Origin of the sequence: Fibrisoma limi BUZ 3, from assembly GCF_000296815.2 — a bacterium.
GTDB lineage: Bacteria > Bacteroidota > Bacteroidia > Cytophagales > Spirosomataceae > Fibrisoma > Fibrisoma limi.
This window is the reverse complement of the sequence record NZ_CAIT01000006.1, coordinates 1,023,783-1,048,859: the sequence shown is the minus strand read 5'-3', so window position 1 is coordinate 1,048,859 and position 25,077 is coordinate 1,023,783. Positions and strand designations below refer to the sequence as shown.

At 52.6% G+C, this 25,077-nt stretch carries 19 protein-coding genes; 11 read left to right on the top strand and 8 right to left on the bottom strand.

Translation table 11 applies throughout. The annotated features are described in order from the left end of the window. Window positions 1-63: 63 nt before the first annotated feature. From BN8_RS12310 to cobA, 3 genes are all read right to left on the bottom strand, one after another. Entirely contained in the window at window positions 64-1,365 is a 1,302-nt protein-coding gene (locus BN8_RS12310; protein WP_009282201.1) for a NarK family nitrate/nitrite MFS transporter, read from the bottom strand. Window positions 1,366-1,390: 25 nt separating this feature from the next. Beyond that, window positions 1,391-2,929: an alginate export family protein gene (locus BN8_RS12305; RefSeq protein WP_009282200.1), complete on the bottom strand. Its 1,539-nt coding sequence runs from the start codon at window positions 2,927-2,929 to the stop codon at window positions 1,391-1,393. A 336-nt stretch (window positions 2,930-3,265) separates the two neighbouring features. Continuing rightward, complete coding sequence (gene cobA, locus BN8_RS12300; RefSeq protein WP_009282199.1) at window positions 3,266-4,024, bottom strand: uroporphyrinogen-III C-methyltransferase; 759 nt, start codon at window positions 4,022-4,024, stop codon at window positions 3,266-3,268. A gap of 279 nt (window positions 4,025-4,303) precedes the next feature. On the opposite strand from cobA, the gene nirB reads away from it, so the two are divergent. From nirB to BN8_RS12275, 5 genes are all read left to right on the top strand, one after another. After that, on the top strand, window positions 4,304-6,829 hold the full coding sequence (nirB, locus tag BN8_RS12295) for a nitrite reductase large subunit NirB (RefSeq protein WP_009282198.1): 2,526 nt from the start codon (window positions 4,304-4,306) through the stop codon (window positions 6,827-6,829). A gap of 99 nt (window positions 6,830-6,928) precedes the next feature. Beyond that, window positions 6,929-7,282 carry a nitrite reductase small subunit NirD gene (nirD, locus tag BN8_RS12290; protein WP_009282196.1) on the top strand — a complete coding sequence of 118 codons (354 nt, stop codon included), beginning with the start codon at window positions 6,929-6,931 and terminating at the stop codon, window positions 7,280-7,282. Window positions 7,283-7,394: 112 nt separating this feature from the next. Beyond that, on the top strand, window positions 7,395-8,861 hold the full coding sequence (locus tag BN8_RS12285) for an ATP-binding protein (RefSeq protein ID WP_040005767.1): 1,467 nt from the start codon (window positions 7,395-7,397) through the stop codon (window positions 8,859-8,861). A gap of 2 nt (window positions 8,862-8,863) precedes the next feature. Continuing rightward, entirely contained in the window at window positions 8,864-9,556 is a 693-nt protein-coding gene (locus tag BN8_RS12280) for a response regulator transcription factor (protein WP_009282194.1), read from the top strand. A gap of 347 nt (window positions 9,557-9,903) precedes the next feature. Continuing rightward, window positions 9,904-12,465: a PAS domain-containing sensor histidine kinase gene (locus tag BN8_RS12275; RefSeq protein WP_229367940.1), complete on the top strand. Its 2,562-nt coding sequence runs from the start codon at window positions 9,904-9,906 to the stop codon at window positions 12,463-12,465. Window positions 12,466-12,500: 35 nt separating this feature from the next. On the opposite strand, the gene BN8_RS12270 is transcribed toward BN8_RS12275, so the two are convergent. Further along, complete coding sequence (locus BN8_RS12270) at window positions 12,501-14,300, bottom strand: IPT/TIG domain-containing protein (protein ID WP_009282192.1); 1,800 nt, start codon at window positions 14,298-14,300, stop codon at window positions 12,501-12,503. Window positions 14,301-14,484: 184 nt separating this feature from the next. On the opposite strand from BN8_RS12270, the gene BN8_RS12265 reads away from it, so the two are divergent. Beyond that, window positions 14,485-16,014, top strand: a complete 1,530-nt coding sequence (locus tag BN8_RS12265) for a P-loop NTPase family protein (protein ID WP_009282191.1) — start codon at window positions 14,485-14,487, stop codon at window positions 16,012-16,014. A 687-nt stretch (window positions 16,015-16,701) separates the two neighbouring features. Beyond that, complete coding sequence (gene hisS / locus BN8_RS12260; RefSeq protein WP_009282190.1) at window positions 16,702-18,063, top strand: histidine--tRNA ligase; 1,362 nt, start codon at window positions 16,702-16,704, stop codon at window positions 18,061-18,063. Between the two features lie 107 nt (window positions 18,064-18,170). On the opposite strand, the gene BN8_RS12255 is transcribed toward hisS, so the two are convergent. The 4 genes from BN8_RS12255 to BN8_RS12240 form a co-directional block, all read right to left on the bottom strand. Continuing rightward, entirely contained in the window at window positions 18,171-18,932 is a 762-nt protein-coding gene (locus BN8_RS12255) for an FkbM family methyltransferase (protein WP_009282189.1), read from the bottom strand. 323 nt (window positions 18,933-19,255) lie between these two features. Then, on the bottom strand, window positions 19,256-20,218 hold the full coding sequence (locus BN8_RS12250) for an NAD(P)-dependent alcohol dehydrogenase (protein ID WP_009282188.1): 963 nt from the start codon (window positions 20,216-20,218) through the stop codon (window positions 19,256-19,258). A 3-nt stretch (window positions 20,219-20,221) separates the two neighbouring features. Next, window positions 20,222-20,743: a GNAT family N-acetyltransferase gene (locus tag BN8_RS12245; RefSeq protein WP_009282187.1), complete on the bottom strand. Its 522-nt coding sequence runs from the start codon at window positions 20,741-20,743 to the stop codon at window positions 20,222-20,224. 111 nt (window positions 20,744-20,854) lie between these two features. Beyond that, on the bottom strand, window positions 20,855-21,778 hold the full coding sequence (locus tag BN8_RS12240) for a LysR family transcriptional regulator (protein ID WP_009282186.1): 924 nt from the start codon (window positions 21,776-21,778) through the stop codon (window positions 20,855-20,857). Window positions 21,779-21,870: 92 nt separating this feature from the next. Between BN8_RS12240 and BN8_RS12235 the strand changes: the two genes are divergently transcribed. From BN8_RS12235 to BN8_RS12220, 4 genes are all read left to right on the top strand, one after another. Beyond that, window positions 21,871-23,307 (top strand): NADP-dependent isocitrate dehydrogenase, encoded by a 1,437-nt coding sequence (locus BN8_RS12235; protein ID WP_009282185.1) that lies wholly within the window; start codon window positions 21,871-21,873, stop codon window positions 23,305-23,307. A 187-nt stretch (window positions 23,308-23,494) separates the two neighbouring features. Next, window positions 23,495-23,767 (top strand): hypothetical protein, encoded by a 273-nt coding sequence (locus tag BN8_RS12230; RefSeq protein ID WP_009282183.1) that lies wholly within the window; start codon window positions 23,495-23,497, stop codon window positions 23,765-23,767. An 11-nt stretch (window positions 23,768-23,778) separates the two neighbouring features. Continuing rightward, window positions 23,779-24,624, top strand: a complete 846-nt coding sequence (locus BN8_RS12225; RefSeq protein ID WP_009282182.1) for a DUF6671 family protein — start codon at window positions 23,779-23,781, stop codon at window positions 24,622-24,624. Between the two features lie 95 nt (window positions 24,625-24,719). Then, the gene (locus BN8_RS12220; RefSeq protein WP_009282181.1) at window positions 24,720-25,073 is read left to right on the top strand and encodes a tellurite resistance TerB family protein; all 354 of its coding nucleotides are present in this window, start codon (window positions 24,720-24,722) and stop codon (window positions 25,071-25,073) included. Window positions 25,074-25,077: the final 4 nt, after the last annotated feature.

Genomic DNA, 25,077 nt, shown 5'->3' with positions numbered 1-25,077 from the left:
ATTTGTGGGTTTTCTGCTCTAGTCCCTTTTCTCCTCTCCTCCTTCCTCCCTTTCCTCCTTATTTTATACCGTTTGCAATTCAGCTTCGGCGGGTTCGACGACGATGGCTTTGTTGAAGTTGACCAGGAACAGCAGGAGCCCTACGGCTGCTACGGCACTTCCAATGTATAGAAAGGCTTGTCCATAGCTGATGGATTGCGACTTAAACAGGAAGCCCATCAGCATCCCGCCAATGTTGCCCCCGGCACCCACAACGCCTGAAATAACGCCGACTGCTTTGGGGTTGACGAACGGCACAATGGCGTAGGTGCTGCCATTGGCCATCTTCAGGAACATGGCGAAGGTCAACATCGACAGTATAGCCAGCGGCAGATTACCGGCCTGCGCGAACAGGACGATACCAATGCCTTCGAGCAGGAGCATACCGGCCAGCAAGACGCCCTTGCCACGCATGCCATACCGACGACCAACGCGGTCGGCCAGAATCCCGCCGAGTGCCCGGGCAAAGATGTTCATGAAGCCAAACAGCATCGCCCAGAAACCAGCTTCGGTTTCTTCCATCTTAAAGTTGTCGAAGAAATACAGAGCCGCCACACCGTCGAAGGTAATCTCCATACCGAAACAGCAGGCGTAGGCTAACGCCAGCGCCCACACGCGCAGGTCGGCGCAGGCTTTCCAGAAACTAACCGGGGCCGCTTTGCTGGCAGATCGCTCGATGTCACTGAAATTACCGGCTGGGGTGTCTTTGGTGTAGCGGTAGTAAACAAAAGCCATGATGAGCATCAGCACGCCCGGAACAATCATGGCCAGGCGCCAGGCATCGGCTTTGACGTAGCCAAACCCAATGATGGCGGTCATGATAACCGGCATCACCAACTGCGTAATTCCACCGCCAAGGTTCCCCCAGCCACCGGCAACGGCATTGGCCGTACCCTTGATGTTGGGCGCGAACATCACCGACGTATGATACTGGGTGATAACGAACGACGCGCCGATGATACCAATGGCCAGACGGAACAGCAGAAAGGTGGTATAATCGTGCGCCAGCCCAACCAGCATCACCGGCAGTGAGCCGATGACCAGCAGAGCCGTGTACGTTTTACGAGGCCCCCACGTATCACAGAGCCGCCCGATGAGGAGCCGTGCGAAAATCGTTGCCGAAACAGCCGCGATGATGGTGTTACCCACCTGTGGCTTCGTCAGGCCAAGGTCAGCCCGGATGGCAGGCATGAGCGGGGCCAGGCCAAACCAGCCGAAAAAGCATACGAAGAATGTCAGCCAGGTGATGTGGAAGGTCCGCATCTGGATGCCTTTGATGCTGAAAATATTGAGCGACTGTAGCGGTTTATTGGATGTTACGTTCATGATAATTCAGTGTTTTCAGGTTGGTTTACTTGGTGATGGCTGGTTTAGTATCGAAGAAGTCAGGGCGGATGTTAATCATCAGATAGCCCCAGGTACCCAGTTTATTCTTCTGATTCATGGTGCTCTGCTTGGCGTATTCAAGCGTGTTGGTGCCGTTCATGAGGGCGTAACCAAGCTCCAGCGTCGTGAACTTGTTGAGCAGATACGTGGCAACGAAGTCGTATTCGATGCCCAGTTTTGCGTTCAATACGGCTCCCGAGGGGGCATCGGGCATCTTGTTGTAGGTCGCACCAGCCAGGGCAAAGTAATGCACGTCGAACGTGGTCGACAGGCGCGGATTGGCGTAGCGGAACTTCAGGAAGGCATCGCGCAGGCCACCCGCCGGAGCACCCGTCCCAACGTAGAAGTAGTCCATGTAGCCCCAATGCCGGTGCGGGGTGCCATAGAGCGGGTCGAAACGGTTGGTTTCCCCGGCTTTTAGCGTAGGATCGTTATTACCGGACAGTACCTCGTAGCCGGGGCCAAAACTCAGCACCCCTTTCTGAAGCATGACATTCGCGCCGTAGTGGTAGGCATTCCGCAGCCGTAGCCCATCCCGGTCTTTGCCGCTCTGCCAGTAGCTGAAGGCCTGCCACTGCGCTTTGGATGTGCCTAATCCGAAAAGACCAGTCAGCATGGCCCCGTAGGTGAGCCGGGAGTTAGTACCGGCTACGTCGTAACGTCTGCCATATACGTAGCCCTGCGTGGCACTGCCAATGGAGTCAATCCGGTATTTCTGAAAATCATCTTTAAAGACCAATCCTGAAAATTTGGTGGCGCCGAACTTCCGCGTTGCATACAGCATCTGAAACGACTTGAACTGCTGATTCTGGCCGTTGGTGCCAACCGCGTTAGCCACTATCGGGGCGCCACCTTTGCCGTTTGTCGGAAGAAATCCGGCCGGAATGGCCAGCGATACGTTTCGGGTTGAAAGGGACGAAGCAGGTACGTTGGCGGGGGTGTAATACGTTCCGGCTACGCCAAACGCATCCGTGTTCTGGTTGAAACCAACCCCGAGATCAACCGCCCAACCACGGTGTTGCGCCTTGAGCAAAGCGGCATCGAACCGCCGACCCTGCTGCAGCCAGTCCAGGTTGCCGAGCAGCCGAACATCGTCGTACACCAATTCCTGCCGACCGATTTTCAGGGATAGTTTTTCAATAGGGCTGAAATTCAACGTACTGTCAGCCCGGTTAATCAGCATCAGGTCAGCCCAGGCCTCGTGTATCATCAGCCGGTTGCCATCGCTGCTGTTGATCGTTGACGCATCCTGGCCCCATACCCGTACGTCCTGCACAGCGGCCTGGAACGTAGCACGCTGCCATTTGTAGCCGAACGTCAACCGTGTGCGTTGCGAGGTGAAAGCCGCAGCACGACTATTTTTCAGGGGCAGGTTACCAAGCCCGTGCCGCAGTTCGGTGCGGGTGCGCAGTTGGCCGACCAATGAGAATTGCGCGAAACTGTCGGTGTGGTCAAACGACGCTATAACCAACAGCAACGCTATTTTTGTTAGAAGGTGTTTCATGCTAGTACAGTGAGAGTCAATAAGAAATGGCTGCGCAGAGGCAATAGGGATACAGGGATACCCGAGTCGGGTAAACGATAGGCGATGGCCTGAATGAAGCCAAAAGTGCGGGCGTGGGATGGCTGAACGTAAGTACGTTTGAGCCCGCGGGCAGGAGAGGTGAACTTGCGTTACTGGCTTTTTTTCATTTTCTTTGAAGCGTTTGTGTTAAACATAGACAAACCCTGTTTAGCCGGTCCAAAGGTGCCCCCACACCGGATCGGCTTTTTTGTTTGTCGTTTGTGGTTGCTGGCGCATCCTTATCGGGAGCCAACAACAAACCACAAACGACAAACCTTACACTAACTCGGACAGGCTGCGCGCGTACGCCTTCACATACGATGGATGCAAGGCAACTACGTCGCCAATGATGATTACAGCAGGCGCCCCCACGCCCTGTGCTGCAACCAAACGCGGCATTTCCCAGACCTGTCCTACCACACACCGCTCGTCGGTGCGCGTACCGTTCTGTATAACCGCCATGGGCAGATGCCCCCTGCCAAATTGGTTATACATCGTGCATATCTTATCGAGTTTATGCATTCCCATCAGCACCACCACGGTTGCGTTCGATTGAGCCGCCAGCAGCAGATCGTCAGACAGATCGCCGTGGCGGGTGGTGCCGGTAATTACCCAGAAACTCTCGCTAACACCCCGGCAGGTTACCGGAATATGCTGCGAAGCCGGAACGGCAATGCAACTCGACATGCCCGGCACCACCTCGCCCGGAATATTGTATTCGCGGGCGTACTGAAGCTCTTCGTAGCCGCGGCCGAAGATGTAGGAATCCCCTCCTTTGAGACGAACCACATGACCGTGCTCCTGAGCTAACTGGACAATCATCTGATTAATCTGCTCCTGCGTGAAAGATGCTTTTCCGATTCGTTTGCCTACGTAAACCTTCAGTGCGTCATTCGGTGCGAAATCCAGCAGGCTATCGTTGACAAGATCGTCGTACAGGACCACGTCAGCTTGCTGGAGCGCTCTGATACCTTTTACGGTGATCAACTCGCCGTCGCCAGGACCCGCCCCCACGAGTGTTAGCTTTGGCTGCATAGTTTCGATCTATTATAAGGTGATTATTGAGATTGTACTATAAATAGTTAATTAGTACTACGTGTAAATGTTTGTTCAAAAGTAGAGTGTAATTTCTAAAAAACAAGCGTTTTCAATAAAATATACTTTAAAAATTGAGTTATAAAGAATTTAATAGTAGGAAAATTGCAAAAGACAGTTTAGTTTTGAAGCATCGAAAATTAAGATTGACGGGGGTTAAATCTTGATTTATTACAATAAAAAAACAGGGTTTTACTACTATTATAGTTACAATTGACTATGCTAGCAAACACAAACAAGCGTGTCGTGGTCATCGGCAACGGCATGGTAGGCTACAAGTTTTGCGAAAAACTGATAGCCAGAGAAAACTGGGCGCAGCGATTTACGCTGACGGTTTTTGGGGAAGAACCGCGTGTGGCGTATGACCGGGTTCACCTGAGCGAGTATTTCAGTGGCAAAACCGCCGATGAACTGGCGCTGGCCCCTGACACCTGGTATGCCGAACATGGCATTCAGCTTCATCTGTCTGATCCGGTTGTACACATCGATCGGGAGCGTAAAGAAGTACGTTCACACCACGGACTTGTCGTTTCCTACGATTATATACTACTGGCAACTGGCTCCGGTGCCTTTGTGCCGGCCATTCCGGGCGTTGAAAAAGAGGGGGTGTTTGTCTACCGTACCATCGAAGACCTCGAATTTATCCAATCGTATGCCAGCAAAGCCCGCCGTGGGGCGGTGGTGGGTGGTGGTTTATTGGGGCTGGAAGCGGCCAAGGCCTTGCTCGATCTCGGGTTACACGAAGCTCACGTTGTTGAGTTTGCTCCGCGGCTGATGCCCCGCCAAATCGATGCTGCGGGCTCCGGTACATTACAAAGTCAATTAGAAGCGCTGGGGCTTACCGTTCACCTTAATAAAAACACGCAGGAGATTATTGGTGGAGATGCCATCGAAGGGATGCGGTTTGCAGACGGTTCAGCGCTCGACGTCGATATGCTGATCATCTCGGCGGGTATCCGCCCGCGCGACGAACTGGCCAAACGAGCCGGGCTGGAAACGCACCCACGGGGCGGTATTGTGGTCAATGACCACCTGCAAACATCCGATCCGGACATCTTTGCCATCGGAGAATGCGCCCTGGCACACCAGATGATTTACGGCCTGGTAGCACCGGGCTACGAAATGGCCGCTGTGGTGGTGGCCCGCCTGTTTGGTGAAGAGAAAAAGTTTAAACCGTTTGATATGTCCACGAAGCTCAAGCTGATTGGCGTGGACGTAGCCAGTTTCGGTAACCCGTTTGCCGAAGGTCCCGATTGCCGCACCGTGACCTACGAGAACAAAGCGAAGGGTATCTATAAGCGAATCAACATAACCGCAGACGGCAAGGAACTCCTGGGCGGTATTCTGGTGGGCGATGCGGAGCAGTATAATGGGCTGCTGCAAACCTGCAAGAACAAAACCATTCTGCCGCCCGACCCCGAAGACCTGATACTTGGCCTACGGGGTGGTGAGGAAACCGCAGGTGCCGCCGGGATTATGAGCCTGCCCGACGACGCGCTGATCTGCTCCTGCGAGGCCATCACCAAGGCCGCTATCTGCAATGAGATCACGAACAATGGCTGCACCACCATTGACCAGCTTAAGAAGTCAACGAAAGCCTGCACAGGCTGCGGAGGGTGTACCCCCCTGGTAAAAGACCTGATTCAGGGTGTGCTGAAGCAACAGGGCTTGTACGTTCGCAATGTCCTCTGCGAACACTTCGATTATTCGCGCCAGGAGCTGCTGGACCTGGTCAGGATCAACGGGCTGAAAACCTACGGTGGTGTGCTGAATCAGTTTGGTAAAGGCGATGGCTGCGAGGTCTGCAAACCTGCGGTGGCTTCCATTCTGGCGAGTCTCTGGAACGAAAACATACTGGAAAAAGATCGGGCAACGATCCAGGACTCCAATGACCGGTTTTTGGCCAACATTCAGAAAGGTGGTACGTATTCAGTCGTGCCGCGCATTCCGGGCGGAGAAATAACGCCCGATAAACTGATCGTGATTGGACAGGTCGCTAAGAAATACGATCTCTACACAAAAATTACGGGTGGGCAGCGTATCGATTTATTTGGTGCCCATCTCAACGACCTGCCGAAAATCTGGGAGGAACTCATAGATGCTGGCTTTGAGAGCGGTCATGCGTATGGTAAAGCGCTGCGGACCGTTAAAAGCTGCGTTGGGTCAACCTGGTGCCGGTACGGGGTGCAGGATTCTGTCTCGTTTGCCGTTGAGGTAGAGGAACGCTACAAAGGCATCCGATCTCCGCATAAGCTCAAATCAGGTGTGTCGGGTTGCATTCGTGAATGTGCCGAAGCGCAGAGCAAAGACTTTGGCATCATCGCGACCGAAAAAGGCTGGAACCTGTACGTCTGCGGCAACGGCGGTTCCAAACCCCAGCACGCTCAGTTGCTGGCTACCGACATTGACAAAGAAACCTGCATCCGGTTGCTTGATCGTTTCCTGATGTTCTACATTAAAACCGCCGATCCGCTCACCCGTACCGCCACCTGGCTTAATAAGATGGAGGGCGGCATTACGTACCTGAAAGCCGTGGTGGTTGATGATGTGCTGGGCATTGCCGCCGAACTGGAGCGGGAGATGCAGACCCTGATTGATAACTACGCCTGCGAATGGAAAGAAGTGGTTGAGAATCCGCACCTCCGCAAGCGATTTACCCACTTTATCAACGCCCCCGAGCAGAAAGATCCCGCCGTTCAGTTTGAACCCCTGCGTACGCAGAAACGCGCTAAGGAATGGAAGTAAGACTTGTTTTGGGTTTGTAGTTTGTAGTTGCTGACGCGTCAGTATATCATGCGTCAGCAACTACAAACCACAAACTCCAAACGACAAACCTGAATTATCATGGAATCAATCGTAATTGAAAGAGAAGAAATAACGTGGCATCTGGCTTGCCATGTCGCGGATGTCCCGGCCGATGGCGGGGCTTGTGTCCTGATCGAAGATCGGCAGATTGCTATTTTTAACTACGCTCGTCGGGGCGAATGGTATGCCACCGACAATGAATGCCCACACCGCCAGCAGACAGCTTTGGCGCGGGGTATGATTGGGAGCCAGGGCGACGAGCCGAAAGTAGCCTGCCCCTTTCACAAAAAAACGTTTTCGCTCAAAACCGGCCAGTGCCTGACGGATGCCGAGTACCGAATCAGGACTTATCCCATTAGGGTAGAGGCTGGATTAGTGTATATTGGTTTGTAGTTGGTGGTTGGTCGTTGGTCGTTACTGACACATGATATGCGGACGCGTCAGCAACCACAAACCACCAACCACAAACCACCAACTACAAACCACAAACCCAAAACTGCACCAGATGAATCAGCTCGATCAGCAGGTAGCCCGCCGACTAACGCGCTTTTACGTGATTGCCCTCACGGTCATTGCGCTGTTGACGGTCAGCGGGCTGCTGTTTATCAAGCAGACAATCAACAATTTGAACGACGATGGGCGCGTACTGAACGTAGCGGGTCGGCAACGGATGTTGAGTCAGCGACTGACGAAACTAACTGTCCTGCACATTGCCGGTATTCCATCGGCCGATAAGGCATCATTCGATTCGTTGCTGGTGGCCTGGAGTCGGCGCCATGCGCAGCTTCGGAATGGGGTTTTGTCCATGGAAAAGGCCTACGTCGTGCGGAAAAGTGATTCGATCGAGGTTATGTTCCGGCGGATCGAGCCGTCGTTTCAGGCTATCTACGAAAGTTTCGTCCGGATAAACGATGCCCGAAGTTCCCTGGCGCAGAAGCAGAATGCCCTGCAGGTAATTCTGCGCGAAGAACCGTCGTACTTGCAGCAGATGGACGACATCGTGTTCCGGTTCGATGCCGAAAGTTTTGCGCGGGTGAAATACCTCGAACGCATCGAGTGGCTGCTGGGAGCGGCAACGCTACTGACCTTGTTTATCGAAGGATTGTTTATCTTTCGTCCGGTGGTTAAGCGAACCCGCAACGTGGTTCGTCGGCTGGCCGAGTCAGAAGACGCTTTGCGGCTGGCGAACAGCCAACTGGCGAAGGCCAATCTGGAACTCGAAATTACTAACCGAACCTTGGTTGATACCCGCCAGGAGTTATTGCGAACAACGGAGGAGAAATACCAATTGCAACGCGCCGAGGATACTGTTCGGTCTGCGGCATTGCTGGAGGGGCAGGAAGAAGAACGTCGACGCTTCGCCCGGGAACTCCACGACGGCATTGGGCAGATGCTGACGGGGTTAAAGTTACAGGCTGGTAAGCTGAAAAAAGGTGAATTTCCCGACGAGAAGCAACGGCTGCGGTTTGAAGAACTTTGTAACACGATTCAGGACATTATCCAGACCACCCGTCAGATTTCGCATAACCTGATGCCATCGGTGCTGGGTGACTTTGGGCTGGAGGCCACGCTCCAGTTACTGGCTGAACAAACAGCCCAGTCGTCGGGAATAGCTGTTACGTTTGAGGGGACCGGCAGCGATAAACGATTGAGCGCACCTGTTGAAATTGGGCTGTATCGTATTGCACAGGAAGCGCTCAACAACGCGGTTAAATACGCTGATGCGCAGTTAGTACGGCTAAAGCTGCAACGCATGAAATCGACCGTTACGCTGGTGGTGGAAGATGATGGGAAGGGCTTTTCAGTGCTGAATGGCACGGCTAAAGACAAAAGTGTATCGCTAACCAACGGGCTCGACAACATGCGAACCCGGGCGCGGTTGCTCAACGGCGACCTGACCATCACATCGAAACCGAAGAAAGGGACCAAAGTGATGGTCAAACTACATGTACCCGATTCAACGCATAACTAACCATGTCGATACGACTGCTGATTACCGACGACCATTCCGTAGTGAGAAAGGGCATTCGTACGCTGTTGGAAGACGAAGCCGATATTCAGATCGTGGGTGAAGCCACCGACGGCGACGAAGCGATTGAGCTGATTCCGAGCCTGAAGCCGGACGTTATGCTGCTCGATATCACCATGCCGCGCATGTCCGGCATCGAGGTGGCTAAGGTTGTAGCACAACGGTATCCGGAGGTCAGGGTGCTGATCTTCAGCATGCACAACAACCCGGATTATATCCTGAATGCCGTGCAGAACGGAGCCGCCGGGTATTTGCTCAAGGATACCAGCGAAGACGAAATCCTGCGGGCGGTACGTGCTGTGGCTACCGGCGATCTATACTACCCAACCTCGGCTTCGTCGGTCATCATCCGGCATCTGGTATTGCCCAACACATCACGCCGGAACCGGGAACAGGAGCCAACCGCTGAAACAGGCCCACCCGGCTCGCTATGGAACAAATTAACCCCACGCGAAGAGCAGATTCTAACCTGTTTGACCGAAGGCATGAGCAGCCGGGAAATTGCCGACCGTTTTGACATAAGCCCCAATACGGTTGCCAACCAGCGCGCCAGTATCATCCGTAAGGCCGGCGTTAAAAATACCGTTGATCTGGTCCGGCTGGCATTGAAAGAACGGAAAAACCCCACCGACAACTAGCAGGAGGAAGCGTAATCAGCTACCGGAACAACAACAGGTACGTTGGTCTGCTCGGTTAGGCGAATGAACGATCACAGTGCCTACAACAATATAGATTAACGAGCAGGTTGGCACTCTGTCGATGCTACGGTCAGATAGCCAGCTGCGAAAACGGCGGCCCGTTGATCGCATGGGGGAAGCTGCGTGTAAAACCAAGTACTAATCCTACATTTGTTGATGCTAAAAGCAGTTTAAGGCTTCATTATTGCTTTCTTGCCTGATTAAAAAACTGCATCTTGTCGCGCTAACAGATGGTAGAGTCTCCCGTGCCGATAAAACAAAGAATCCGAAACCGTACTGTCCGCATATTGCTGCTTGCCGGCTTCGGACTAACTATTTTGTTGCTGACCATTCGTCATTACTACGAGACGACCACATACAACGAGGTAAGTAGTGGTAACCAGTCGGTTATTCAAACAATTGCCGTTCTGAATAATACCATCGAATTAACCCTCGAACTAAGCTATCCGGCCGATGATGAACTGACTGATACAACGGCGCAGGCCATTTACAGAAACAATCGATCGGCACGTAACACGGCGGCTATTCGGCCGCTGATTGATTCGCTGGTTGCGCTGACTAGCCATACGCCTGAGCTGTACCCCCTGGCGCGTCGGTTACAGGCGGAGTCCGAAACCATTCTTCAGGCCAATATAAGCCGACAGGATAACGCCAATAAGCAAATTCAACGATTAGTACGATCGCTACGAACATTTCGTTTAGCCCTGGCCGATAGTCTGTTGGATGATCAGGAGCGCATTCGGGAGCAAATTACAACGGTACGAACGCTGGATGCGGTCATCGATGGCCTGGTGTTGCTGCTGGCCCTGGCCTTGTTGTACGTGTTCTACCGATATACGTTACGGCGCGAACGTCTCACCAAGATCGCACTGGAACGTCAGAAAGAGTTGACTCAGTATCTGGAGGCCATTCCAGAGGGAGTTGCCGTACTGAATACCGACCAGCAAATTGTGTACGTAAACCAGGCCGGCCATGCGCTGTTAAAAACATCGACCGAACACATTCCTGTCCTGTTATCCGATTGGGCGGATCGCTTCCGGCTATCGCACGCGGATACAAAAAAAGCATTGGAGTCGGCTGATCTGCCTTTAAATCAGGCGCTGAAGGGCAAAGCGGTCGGGACTGACAATCTGCTGCTGGAAACCGAAGGCGAGACTCGCTTTCTGGCCACCCACGCCCGGCCCTTGTATAATCGGGAGGGCGACATTGTAGGTGCTATCTCCATATTTCGGGATATAACGGAAGCCCGCCAGAAAGAGCAGGAACTCCAACGCGCACGCACAGTTGCCGAGCAGTCGTTGCGGGAACGTGAAATTTTTCTGGCCAACATAAGCCACGACGTCCGGACACCCCTGAATGCTATTTTAGGGTTCAGCGAATTGATAAGCCAGAAGCAACTGCCCCCCGAAGAACAGGAGTACCTGGATAACATTAAGCTGTCGGGGAATAACGTACTGGCCCTTATCAACGAGCTGCTTGATATTTCCAGTCTTGAATCGGGTCAGTTAACCCTACAGCCCGAACCGATCAACATCAATGAACTCATACAGGCCGTTGAGGTCGATCTGGGGGCAAAGGCGACCGGAAAGGGCCTTCGGTACGAGGTACAGGTGGCCCCGGCCGTTCCGGTCGTGTTGGTGGCCGATCCCATCCGACTGGTTCAAATTCTGCTGAATCTGGGTAGCAATGCCGTGAAGTTCACGAAAGAAGGCTTTGTAAAGTTAACTGTCTACGCTGAAGCCTCGAACCGCCCCGGGCATGTGAACCTTGTGTTCAGGATGGAGGATTCGGGCGTGGGTTTCCCCGAAAATGATCTCGACCGGATCTTCAACCGGTTTAGTCAGATTTCGTCGGATACGCTGTTCCGATCGGCAGGTACAGGCTTGGGGTTAAACATTGCCAAGAGCCTGGTTGCGTTGATGAACGGGACGATCGATGTGCAAAGCCGCGTGGGACAAGGGACTACGTTTACCGTTACGATTCCGTTTGGTGTTCCGGATTCGGGGGCTGTGCCGGTTCGGTCGGGTAACCCATTGGTATTTCTCAACCCGTCGATACCCGCTCCCGAGGCCACGCCGGATCGTTCCTTAATGCGAATTCTGATTGTTGAAGACAATGAAATGAACCAGAAGGTGCTGGAAGGGTTTCTGATGCGCTTTAAGCTGAAGCCAACCAAGGCCAATAACGGGCTGGAGGCCGTGGAAATTCTGAAGCAGCAGCAGTTTGACCTGATCCTGATGGATATTCAGATGCCCGAGATGGATGGATATACGGCCACGCAGACCATTCGCCAGCAATTGTCAATAACCACGCCCATTGTCGCCATGACCGCCTACACCATGCCTGGTGAGCGTGAGCGCTGTCTGGCTGTGGGCATGAACGAGTACCTAACTAAACCGCTCCGGATCGAGCAGATTGGCGAAGTTATCTCCCGATTTGCGCCGGTCCAGTTGGCACAGGTGGTTCATAACAAGCTGTCGGCTGAGGTCGAAAGTGAACAGGAACTGGTGAATCTGAAATACCTGACAGAGGTAACCGACGATGACGCCGAGTTACTGGCTGAGCTTGTGGCGTTGTTTGTCGGGGATCTGCCTCAATTCCGAGAGAAGTTATTCGTTGCCGTTGACGAAAACGATCGACCCGCCTTTAACCAGGCTACCCACAAATTTCGATCGTCGCTCAATTCACTGGCTATGTTGAGCATAGCCGCTCGCCTTAAAGCATTTGAGGGTGAGAGCGTACCGTTCGACAGCACCATGAAAGACAAGCTGACCGCCTTGTTCGACGACATCAACCGTAGTCTGTCCATTCTGGAGAAAAAGCTCGACGGTAACGTAACAGACTTGTGATTTTCCCAGATTAGCGGCTATTGCTCTGCTGACGGTCACTTAGTCACCGTAAACGTGGCGGTACTACAATACGTCCCCAGATCATTAACAAGACATATGGACCCAGTGGTAACACCCGCAGGGACAGTAACTTTTAACGAGTTACCGTCTATAACGAATGTCCCCAGTTCGCCTAGTCCGTTCCCAAAAATTACCTTTGTAACTGTAGTGAGGTTCTGTCCGGTGATGACAATTTCGCTACCTGCTTTACCCATTTTGGGGGTAAAATCTATGTTAGCAATGGGGCGTTGTACGGTGAAAGGCTCTGTAGATGTATCTTGGCCAGACGCATTCGTTATCCGAATCGGACCGGTTTGCGCGTCATTAGGAATGGTTATCCACCGTTCAGTGTCCTCGTTTTTACCGGCATCAGGAGCGAACGTAGCAGCACCCGTAAAGAAAATTTGTGCATTCAGCAGAAAATCGCCTTTCAGAACGACTCTATCCCCAGGTTTGCCCTTGCGGGGGGTGACATCGGTGACGACGGGTTTTTGCACAACTGTTAATGGCCGGGTGGATGTATTTGCCCCGGCTCGGTTTGTGACCGTGATGGTACCCGATACAGCGTCGTTAGGGACAAGGATTCGGAGTTCTGAACCTTCCGTGCGGCTACTAATGGGGGCGGGGCGGTCGCCAATGCGTGCTTCAGTGATGCGGAATAGATTCTGACCCGTAACGCTCACCTCCTGACCACGTACCTGCCGGGGTGGACTAAAGGTTATATTGCTGGGAGCCTGATAAAATAGAAACGATCGGGGGCTGTTGGCATTACCACCAATACCACTCACCGAAACGATCACCTCACCGGATTGAGCAATGGCGGGAACCGTGACATCGATCTGTGTATTACTTATAATTTGAAAGGATGCTGCGATGTTGCCAAATAATACACTGGATACGTCGCGAAAGTTTTGTCCGGCCAGCGTGAGCCTATCTCCTCTGATCCCCTCTGCACTACTAATAGCCGTAACGACTGGAGCCTGAGCAATGTACAGGCTATCCGCACTGATCGTCGTTAAGCGGTCGAACACCGTAACGCTGACCGGCCCTGACGTACTCATTGCCGGTATAATCGTTCTAATTTCGGTGTCCTGCACCCGGGTCTGGTTTCGGTCGGTCAACTGGCCGTTGATGCGCACTACGCCGTCGAGGAGGTTCACGCCCTGGATAACCAGTTCGGTACCGGCCCGGGCTCGCTTGGGCGAAATACCCGTAATCTGGGGAGTACCCGCTACCAGAAAATCGCCTGTCAGGCTACCGCCCTGGGTCTCGACGGTTATGAGTTGCGGACCACGTGGTACGTTGTTGGGCACAATGACCGTAACCTGCTGCGCCGTGCTGTCGCGGATGATGGCCGTAGCCTGCCCAAACCGGACGCTTTTAAGCTGGTCCAGAAAATCTCCCTTTAAAACGACTGACGTACCGGGCAGGCCGTTGGTCGGGGCAACGGTAGTGAGCGTCGGGGCGGGTTGCAGGATGAGAAAGGGCAGCGGATCAGACGTTCCTTCTGCCGTAACGACTCGTACCTGAGTTCGGCCGGTTGTCATGCGCGGTACAATAGCCTTGATGGCTTCTTCCGTGCTATTGGTAATGGTGGCCGTTACGAACGTGCCCGAATGCCCGAAACTGACGATGGGTTCCGGGCCGAACTGATAGCCGGTCAGCGTAATTTCCTGCCCGATAAAGCCCTGCGGAGGCAGCGTATTTGACAGTTCCGGCGGGGAATTTTTGATTCGGCAACCCGAAATAGTGATAAGCAGGAAAAAACTAACGTAACGGAGTAATATTGATTTCATACACGGCAGAGAACGGCTGCACCCTCGGTCAGACTGGTAAAATTAACCATTTTCAGTATCGAAAAACCATTTGTTCCAAAAGCCTGTTATCCGGATGGTGAATACTATATAGCAAACGGCGTACCATCCAAACGCTTCTTGCTGGCCGGGATAGGTATTCACAATGTATTATTAATCACTGCCAATGAACTACCGCAACCTGAAATCAAAGGACTTACTAAAAATTACAACGCTCGGTGACCTAAAAGCCGCCGGGTATGAACCACGCTCTATCAAACAGGAACTTCGGGACAACCTGATTGAGCGTATCAAAGAAAAGGAAGTGGTTTTTCCAGGCATCTGGGGCTATGAAGACACCGTAATTCCGGAAGTAGAGCGGGCTATTCTGTCCATGCACCACATCAACCTGCTGGGGTTGCGTGGTCAGGCAAAAACCCGGATCGCCCGACTGATGATCAATCTGCTCGACGAGTACATTCCGGTCGTGGCCGGTTCTGAACTGAACGATGATCCACTGCAGCCCCTGTCGCGGTATGCCCTTGACCTGATTCAGGAAAAAGGCGATCAGACGCCCATCGGCTGGATGCACCGCAGCGATCGGTATACCGAGAAGCTGGCAACGCCCGACGTATCGGTGGCTGACCTGATCGGCGATGTGGACCCGATTAAAGCCGCTACGTTGAAACTGCCGTATTCCGACGAACGGACTATTCACTTCGGGCTGATTCCCCGGTCGCACCGGTGCATTTTCGTCATCAACGAATTACCCGATTTGCAGGCGCGTATTCAGGTGTCGCTGTTCAATATTCTGCAGGAAGGCGACATTCAGATTCGGGGTTTTAAGCTGCGTCTGCCGCTCGATATTCAGTTTGTGTTCACGGCCAACCCCGAGGACTATACAAACCGGGGCAGCATCGTGACCCCGCTGAAAGACCGGATCGACAGCCAGATTGTGACGCACTACCCGAAATCAATTGAGATCGGGAAGAAAATCACCATGCAGGAGGCCATCGTCAAGACGGAGCAGAAGGGGATGGTGAAAACCAACGACCTGATCGCCGACCTGATTGAACAGATTGCGATCGAAGCCCGCGAAAGCGAGTACGTTGACTCAAAAAGTGGTGTATCGGCCCGGATGACTATTTCGGCCTACGAAAACCTGCTGTCGGCGGCTGAACGACGGGTGCTGCTGAACGGTGAGAAAGAAACGTACGTCCGCATTGCCGATCTGTACGGGGTGGTTCCGGCGATCTGCGGCAAGGTGGAGCTGGTGTACGAAGGCGAGGTCGAAGGGCCGGTCATTGTGGCCCAGAACCTGATCGGTAAAGCCGTCCGTAACCAGTTTTTGCAGTATTTTCCAAATCCGGAAAAGGCCAAGAAAGACAAGCGCGGTAACCCGTATAAGAAGATAACGGACTGGTTCGGGGAGAACAACGTCATGGAGATTCTGAACGACCTGAGCAACCGTGACTACGAAGCCCGGCTCCGGACCATCGACGGTCTGGATGATCTGGTCGATCAGTACCACCCCCGACTCGGCCGTCAGGAGAAGCTGTTCATGATGGAGTTTGCGCTCCACGGCCTGGCCGAACACTCGCTTATCGGCAAGAAAGCCCTCGACACCGGCCAGCAGTTTAAGGACCTGCTGGGATCGATGTTCAGCCCCGGCACCCGCTTTGAGGAAGAAGAGGACGATGACGACGACCGCTTCTAAGCAACCGTATTAAGTATAAAACAAACCCCGGACGACTGTTCGTCCGGGGTTTGTTTTTGTATAACTGGTTAGTTTGATACGGAGCGAATACTGATCTGGGCCGTGTCATCTTCGCCGTTGTCGGGTGTGGAATCAACTGCCCTTTAACAGTAAAAGATGTTATTTCCACCCATAATATGCATAGAGCGTGTTATAGCCGATACGTTGATAGCACTGACCGACTGTTTTTAGAATGATTGTACCACTCATATGATGGCCTCGATGCTAAAATGGACAATATTCGCAACATCTGCGCCGTAAACAGTGAAGAATGTATGCGATAAGTTTGACTCAATCAGAACGGCGTTTGAAGGTAATTATAGAAGAAAACTAGCCTTTATGTCAGTGACGGTGATTCGTGGCGAACCAAACTACGGGCCTGCGGGCTACTGTCAATTGAATGCGGACAATACCTTATTTCTGCGTCGATCCAGTGGCGATCAGGGAGATATGTGGTGCGGATAGCGATTGCGTATAATTTGGATAAGGCAGAGTAGCAGCGTTTTACCACTAACTCTGATCAGATCTGTTACCATAATGATTAGAGAAAAGAGAATGATGCAGTGTCTCCATTGTCAAGGGCATTGGATAATTTCACATATTTTAGTGTTGCGCTAATTCTACCCGCCCGTGCATTAATTTTGCAGCATGCAGAAACCATCGTTGCCGAAAGGCACCCGTGATTTTGGGCCGGACCAGATGCAGAAACGGCTCTTTATTTTCGACACCATCCGCCGGACATTCCAGCGGTTTGGTTTTCAGCCGCTCGAAACCCCCGCCATGGAAAACCTGTCGGTGCTGATGGGGAAATACGGCGAGGAAGGCGATCAGCTTCTTTTTAAAATCCTGAACTCGGGCGATTTTGCCAATGGCCTGACCGACGCTAACCTACAGGAAGGCAGTAAAAAACTAACCCATAAGATTTCCGAAAAAGGCCTGCGCTACGACCTGACGGTGCCGTTTGCCCGCTACGTGGTCATGAACCGGCACGCCCTGGCCATGCCGTTTAAACGGTACCAGATGCAGCCCGTCTGGCGGGCCGACCGACCACAGAAAGGCCGCTACCGGGAGTTCTATCAGTGCGACGCTGATGTAGTGGGTACCGACTCGCTGCTGTGCGAAGCAGAGATCGTACTGATGGTACATGAAGTGTTTCGTAACCTCGGGATCGACAATTTTACATTGAAGATCAACAACCGGAAGGTATTGGCCGGTATTGCCGAAGCGATTGGGGCGGCCGGTCAGGAGGGACCGCTGGCCGTAGCTATCGATAAGCTCGATAAGATTGGTAAAGACAAGGTGCTGGACGAACTGCGTGAGCGGGGTTTTTCAGAGGAGGCCATTGCGAATCTGGAGCCGATGTTCAGCATCAGCGGCCGCCCTACCGATGTACTGCAACAGTTAAAAACCTGGCTGATGGCCTCCGAAACGGCGCAGAAAGGCATTGCCGAACTGGAAGAGGTCTGGCAACTGGTAGATCAATACGGCCTGACCGACTCGCGTTTAGAGTTAGACGTTACGCTCGCACGAGGACTTTCGTATTACACAGGAGCCATCTTTGAAGTGAAAGCTACTAATGTACAGATTGGCAGCGTCAGCGGGGGTGGCCGTTACGATAACCTGACGGGGGCGTTCGGGCAGCCGGGACTCTCGGGGGTGGGTATCTCCTTTGGTGTGGACCGTATCTATGACGTGATGGAGGAACTGAACCTGTTTCCGGAATCGGCGGGGCAGGGGACCCGTGTACTGATCGTGCCGTTTGACCTGGAAGCCCGGGCGGTAGCCTTGCCGTTGCTGACCCAGCTCCGCCAGGCCAACGTAGCTGCCGAAGTGTATCCCGATCTGGCGAAGGTGAAGAAAATGCTGGATTACGCCAATGCTAAAAATATCCCGTACGTCGTGCTGATCGGCTCGGAAGAAGTACAGACCGGGCAGCTTTCGGTAAAAAACATGGTGACCGGCGAACAGCAGAAGCTGAACGCAGAAGAGGTCATCGGGCTGGTACGCTAATGAGCACTCGATCCGGCGAAGTAATACGTACTTCGCCGGATCGAGCCACAATATCAGACCACTTGTGGTCGGAGCATAGTGAAAAAACGTAAAGCCCTGATCGTGTTTCAGGCTCTTGAAAAATCCAGGTCCTTATTTTCGATGATGGTGTTTTCTCCCTTCATATAGTACTTATACCGGGCGAACGTCTGGTTAATAGCCGAAAAAAAAGGTTTTGAGCAATCCTCCTCAAGCCAGTCGTGCAGTTCAATGACGATTGTTTTAACCTTCGGTAACCAGCTTTTGAAATTATCGCGGAAAACGTATTTTTCGCTGGTTTCGATGTCGAGTTTCAGGATGTCGACCTGCCGGATGGCGTACTTTTCGAGTACGGTATTCAGCGTAATGGCAGGAACGTTTCCGTGCTGGCTGTCCTCTTCAACAATCATTTGCCATTTCCCGCCATTGTACTTATCGAAGACCTTCAACACCGTTTCTTTATTCCAGATACCACAGTTCTCGCAGTAAATATCGTCGTAGGCGGCCGTGTTGGCTTGTAGTATACTGAAGTTTTCCTGATCGGGCTCGATGCAGATGATCTTGGCGTCCGGGTATTTATTCTTCATCAATACGGCAAATAGCCCTATGTTGGCACCGCCGTCGATGATGACTTTGGGGGCTGAGACATGCAGGTCATATTCGTTTTGCAGAAACACCTGATTGAACGTCGGCACATCAGATGTGTTAGGCCGCAGGTAAAGAGGATGTTTGATGCGGGGAAGCCGAATCTGGTTAACGTTACCAAACTTAAAAGTGAGATAAAGCTGGAGGCCGCTGAACAACCCAAAATTGGAGCAAAACCGAAAAATCAGAACGAGATCTCTTCTCATAACAAGACGTATAATGTGACATATACTTTGTGTTGTTTTTAGAGAGCGTAGCTGAGATTGGGCTTAAAGATAGCGGTAATATGACCACACTAAAAATTAGAATTTTTTAATGTCTATTTAATCTCAGATTAAATAGACATTAAAAAAAGGTTTATTTACAACGGCTTCGCAAAAAAGAAATCCTCTTCAAATTGATTGCATCCTGATCATTCGGAGGATGAGCAGTCGATCTGATAGAGTTGAGAAATACGTAGTGGGTCAGCTGCGGAAGCTGTCGGCAATAGGTCGAAGAGAACTGTGGAAGTTGGCAGTGGTTTCAGCGCTTACGCCATCGTTATCACGACGTTACCCATCTTCTGGCCGGTTTCCACGTAGCGATAGGCCTCAACGATCTGGTCGAGCGGATACCGCCGGTCGATGACGGGTCGGAACGCTCCGGTTTCCACCAGTTTTTTCAGGAACAGCATATCAGCCTTATTGATGGATGGTATGGGAAACAGCACGTTGGGGCCGCTGGTCAGCGGGGCCGCGATGGCCAGGAATACGTTCTCGCCGTTTTTGCCAAGTTCGGTAGAAATGTATACCCCTGTTTTTTTGAGCACTTGTTTGGCCTGACCGAAGGAACTTTTGCCAACCGCATCAAATACGAAGTCGAAGGTCTGGCCGGTTTGGGTATAGTCCTCGCGGCTATAATCAATCACCCGATCAGCCCCGAGCGACTTTACCAGAGCAACACCATTGGTGGCACAAACAGCCGTCACCGTGGCTCCCAGGTGTTTGAGCAGTTGCACGGCGGCCGAGCCGATTGCACCGGTAGCTCCATAGACCAGTACGGTATGGCCCTGCTGTACCCTGGCCGCACGAATGTCACACAGCGCATAATGACTGCCTTCAACAATCGGTGCCGCTTCCTCGTAGGTCAGCGAATCAGGTATGGTGGCAATGGCGTCACGCTCCGTCATTACCGTATACTCAGCATGACCGCCAAACCGGTAGTCATTATACCCAAACACCCTGTCCCCAATGCTGAACGAGGTTACGTCTTTGCCGATGGCTTCAACTTGGCCGGCAAACTCACAGCCAAGTATCGGAAACTTGGGTTTGAATAACCCACTCCAGAACCTGGAAACGAAGTAGTTTGCGCTGCGGAAGCCACAGTCCGTTCGGTTTACCGTCGACGCGTAGACCTTAATCAGCAGTTCGTTGTCTTTCGGGACGGGCTTGTCGACTTCCCGGACTCTGACCACATCCGGCGGGCCGTATTGGGTATAGATCGCTGCTTTCATGGGCTAACTAAGGGACGTCAGATCGTTCCAGAGGTAGCGGCAGATCCTTGCCTCCGATCCGTCTTCGTTTGTTTTCAGTACTGTCTCCCCCCTGGTGCCTGCCAGTCGTTCGTACGCGTTTATGGCGTTTTGATTGGCCTCAAATACCCACAGATACAGCGTCTTAACCAAGGCTTTTTCCGCCACCAAGCGCATACAGTCTGTCATCAGTAACCGACCAATGCCCGACTTCTGGAAACTGGCCGATACGTGAAGGTTGTCGAGCAATGTGCCAAAAGCCGGGTCGTCGTCCAGATAGAGACACGCGAAACCAATCAGTTTCTCCTGCTCGACGGCCAGCGTTACGTGCTGATTGGCGGCCGGAGCGCTTAACCGCCCCTGCCAGAGAGCCGACCGATTGCGGTCAAGATCATGGTCCAGGAACGTATCGCTGTAAATGCCCCGGTACGTTCGTCGCCAACTGTCGGCGTGAAGGGCTGCGATGGCTGAATAGTCGGTGAGTTGGGCGGGTCGTAGCTCAATCATAGGAAAATGGCTGCTCCATCGGCCTCCTTTCTACTGCCTTGAAGGTACCCGGAGCGGATGGGCGAAAGTTAGGCGTTTGACTGCTTTACTTCAAAACCACTCATACACTGCTTAATACCGTTCGTACCAGCCGAACTGCTGCTGAATGATGTTGTCTTTTTCCTGCCGGATATAATCAAGGTAAGCCTGAGCAACGGGCGAGAACTGCTTGTTTTTCAGCCAGATCAAGTTCCACATACTCGCCATTGGTAAACTCTCGACGGGAATGATCTGCAAGTCCTGGTTGATCATCTCGTTACGCAGGCCGATCAGGGGCATAATGGAATACCCCAGCCGGGCAATCAGCGCCTGTTTCACGGCTTCGTTGGAGGTTAGTTCCATCTTCTTCCGTACGATGATCTGGTTACGGTCGATGAACTGCTCCATCATGTACCGCGTACCGGAACCGGTTTCCCGGTAGATCAACGGCAGGTCTTTCAGCAGGGAAGGCGTATACACTTTGCCGGGTTCCTGCTCAAACCCACGGCCAACCAGATAGAGCTTGTTCGGCATCAGCCCGACGTGGTTGATCTTCAGGTTGTCGGGCAGGATCGATACCAGCGCAAAATCAACTTCATTGCTATCCAGGCTTTCGAGCACCTTCTGGCGGTTGGTTACGTCCATCATCAGGTCAATGCCTTCGTGCTGCCCAATGAACCCCGACAAAAAGTAGGGCATTACGTACTTACCCGTCGATACCACCGAGATCTTCAGCTTACCGGTGAGTAAGCCCTTGTGCGCCAGCGTCCGGTAGTTGATAGCGTAGACCTCATTCAGAATTTTCTCGGCTGCTTCGGCAATTTCCCGCCCAAAATCAGTCAGGTGAATTCGACGGCTGATGACCTCCGTGAGCGGAATGTCAAACTGATCCTGAAAGTTTTTCAACTGAATCGATACCGCCGGCTGTGTCAGATACAGCTCTTCGGCGGCTTTGGTGATGCTCTGCGTCTGTGCGATCTTGTAAAATACCTGTAATTGATGGAGCGTGTAATTCATAAAATAGGCTTATGTATATTATCAAAAGTATAAATTTTTACTTATGAAAACGCCTGCTGATTTTTGCAACGAACAAAAAACACTCACTTATTATGACAAGAATCACTGTTGCAAAAGGCGATGGCATTGGCCCCGAAATTATGGACGCTACCCTGGATATTATTCTGGCTGCGGGCGCTCAACTTGATATTGATGAAATTGAGGTGGGCGAAAAAGTATACCTGGCCGGCAACACGTCGGGTATTTCCAAAGAATCGTGGGACAGCCTCCGGCGCAACAAAGTGTTTCTGAAAGCGCCCATCACTACACCCCAGGGCGGAGGCTATAAGAGCCTGAACGTAACCACCCGTAAAATGCTCGGTCTGTACGCCAACGTGCGGCCGTGCACCAGTCTGCATCCGTTCGTAAAAACCAAGCATCCGGTGATGGATGTGGTGATCATCCGCGAAAACGAGGAGGATCTGTACGCGGGGATTGAACACCAGCAAACCGATGAGGTAGTGCAGTGCCTGAAGCTGATCAGCCGACCCGGTTGCGAGAAGATTGTTCGCTACGCTTTTGAATACGCCCGCCAGTATGGTCGTAAGAAAGTGACCTGCTTCACCAAGGATAACATCATGAAGCAGACCGATGGGATGTTCCACCAGGTGTTTGAAGAAGTGGCAAAAGAATACCCCGACATTGAAAACGAACACTGGATTGTTGATATCGGCGCGGCTAAGCTGGCCGATACGCCCGAAGCGTTCGACGTAATTGTGATGCCGAACCTCTACGGCGATGTGCTATCGGACGTAGCGGCTCAGATTGCGGGGTCGGTGGGACTGGCTGGGTCGGCAAACATCGGCGAAGAATGTGCCATGTTCGAGGCTATTCACGGGTCGGCTCCCCGACGCGCCGGGCAGAATCTGGCTAATCCGTCGGGACTGTTACAAGGGGCCATTATGATGCTCAACCACATCGGGCAGACCGACGTAGCCGAGCGCGTGCAGAATGCCTGGCTCAAAACCATCGAAGACGGTATCCACACCTACGACATCTACAAAGAGGGCGTCAGCAAGCAGAAGGTTGGTACTAAGGAGTTTGCGCAGGCCGTGATCGCCAACCTCGGCCAGCAACCGTCGACACTGAAGCCGGTTTCCTACGCCAAAGGCACTACGCTGAAACTGCCGAAATACCAGCGTAAATCCAATGGGACCAAGGAACTGGTGGGAGTGGATGTGTTCGTACACTGGAAAGGGACTAAGGCCGACGAACTGGCGACCTTGCTCAATCCGGTCAATACGCCCGATCTGAAGCTGAGTATGATCACTAACCGCGGTATCAAAGTGTGGCCCGACGGCTTCGACGAAACGTTCTGCACCGACCACTGGCGCTGCCGGTTTCTACCGGCCAATGGCCACCCGGTCAACAGCCGCCATATCATCGACGTTCTGTCGAAGGCAATTGACGAGCAGATCGATACGATCAAAACGGAAAATCTGTACGCCTTTAACGGCAAACCCGCCTTCTCGATGGGGCAGGGGCAATAGTCAATCCTGTTTGTACCTCACTTATAGATGTTAAAGGGTTTGGGGTTTGTAGTTCGTGGTTTGTGGGTTAAAGTCTACCGATTGTGATTCTGTGCTCTGACTATGAGGAGATCACCTCAAATTCGGACCTGAACAACAAACCACCAACTACAAACAACAAACCACCAACCAATCCAGCTAACTCCGTATGAATATTCAGTTGCTCAATGGTCAGTTCAGCGCCCAGGATGCGCTCAATTTGCTGACCCAGATGGTGTACGTGAAGATACAGTTTCACGAAAGCAAGATCAGCCAGTCCGATAACGAGGAGGATATCAAAGTCCGCGAGAAACGAATCAAGGACCTGCAACGGGAATTATACGACGTTCGGCAGTACATTGAGCGGAATGGTCACGACGGAATCGGTCTGCATGCGGCCGTCTCCGTGACCGTCCCCACTGAATCTGCCGTGGTGTTCTGATCGACGGAAGTATGTCACACTGGTTCGCAGGTCGGCGGTTGGTGGTGGCGACCAAACATCAGAAAGAACGGGTGCTTGCTCCACTGGTCGAATCCGGGTTGGGCGTTCGGTGTCTGCTCGCCGATGCGCTGGATACCGATCAACTGGGTACGTTTACTGGTGAAGTAGAGCGAACACTTGACCCGCTGGGGGCAGCCCGTCAGAAGTGCCGGATGGCGATGGATCTGACGGGCTGCGACCTGGCTATTGCGAGTGAAGGGTCATTTGGGCCGCATCCGCACCTGTTTTTTACCCCTGCCGACGATGAGGTCCTGCTGCTGATGGATCGACAACATGACCTGGAGATTTACGTCCGGGTAATCAGTACGCAGACCAATTTCGCGGGTGCAGCGGTCAACACGGAAGACGAACTGCTACGGTTTGCAGCCATGGCGCGGTTTCCGTCGCACGCGTTGATTTTGCGGAGCGATGCTGGCCAGACAACCGGTCTGCTGAAAGGTATCACTACGTACCGCCAGTTGCTGCCCGCTTTTCACGCGTTGCTGGCTACGTTCGGGTCGGCCTATGTCGAAACGGACATGCGGGCGATGTACAACCCGATGCGAATGCAGGTGATCGAAGCCGCTGCGCAGAAGCTGATCGATCGGGCATTGAGCCATTGCCCTACCTGCAACACGCCGGGCTTTGGCCGGACAGACGTAAAAACCGGATTGCCCTGTGGCCTGTGTGGCCTGCCGACGCGGTCGGTCCTGGCCGATGTGTACCGTTGTCAGCGATGCGGTCATGCCGAAGAGCGGTCGTTTCCGCGCGGTCTGGAAGTGGAAGATCCCATGTACTGTGATTTCTGCAATCCGTAGCGGTTGATAATAAATGATTGATCGGCCATGTGATTTGCACAACTGGCCCTAAAGTTGCTCTGATACGTTACAAAAAACTAACCCACCCAACTATCATGTACTCACCAGATGTATCACTAGGTATCGGCAGTGTTGTCTACGCGCTGACTAAGGTTGACGGTCGTCTGCAACGGGAAGAGATGCAGACTGTTAAGGAAGTGTTTGTTGATGAACCCCATGGCGATCTGGCGCTGTATTCTTTTTTTCTGCGGGAAAACGTAAACGAATCGGTCGAAGACGCGTATACCTTTGGCATGCGCCGGCTGCTTGATAAGCGGGCTGAACTCAACGAACCGCTTAAGAAACGCTTCATTGACATATTGATTCGGGTGGCCCGCGCGCATGATACCGTTTCCAGAGAAGAACGGGAGCTGATCCAGCGTTTTACGGACCAGATCCAGCGGCTCTGAGGTG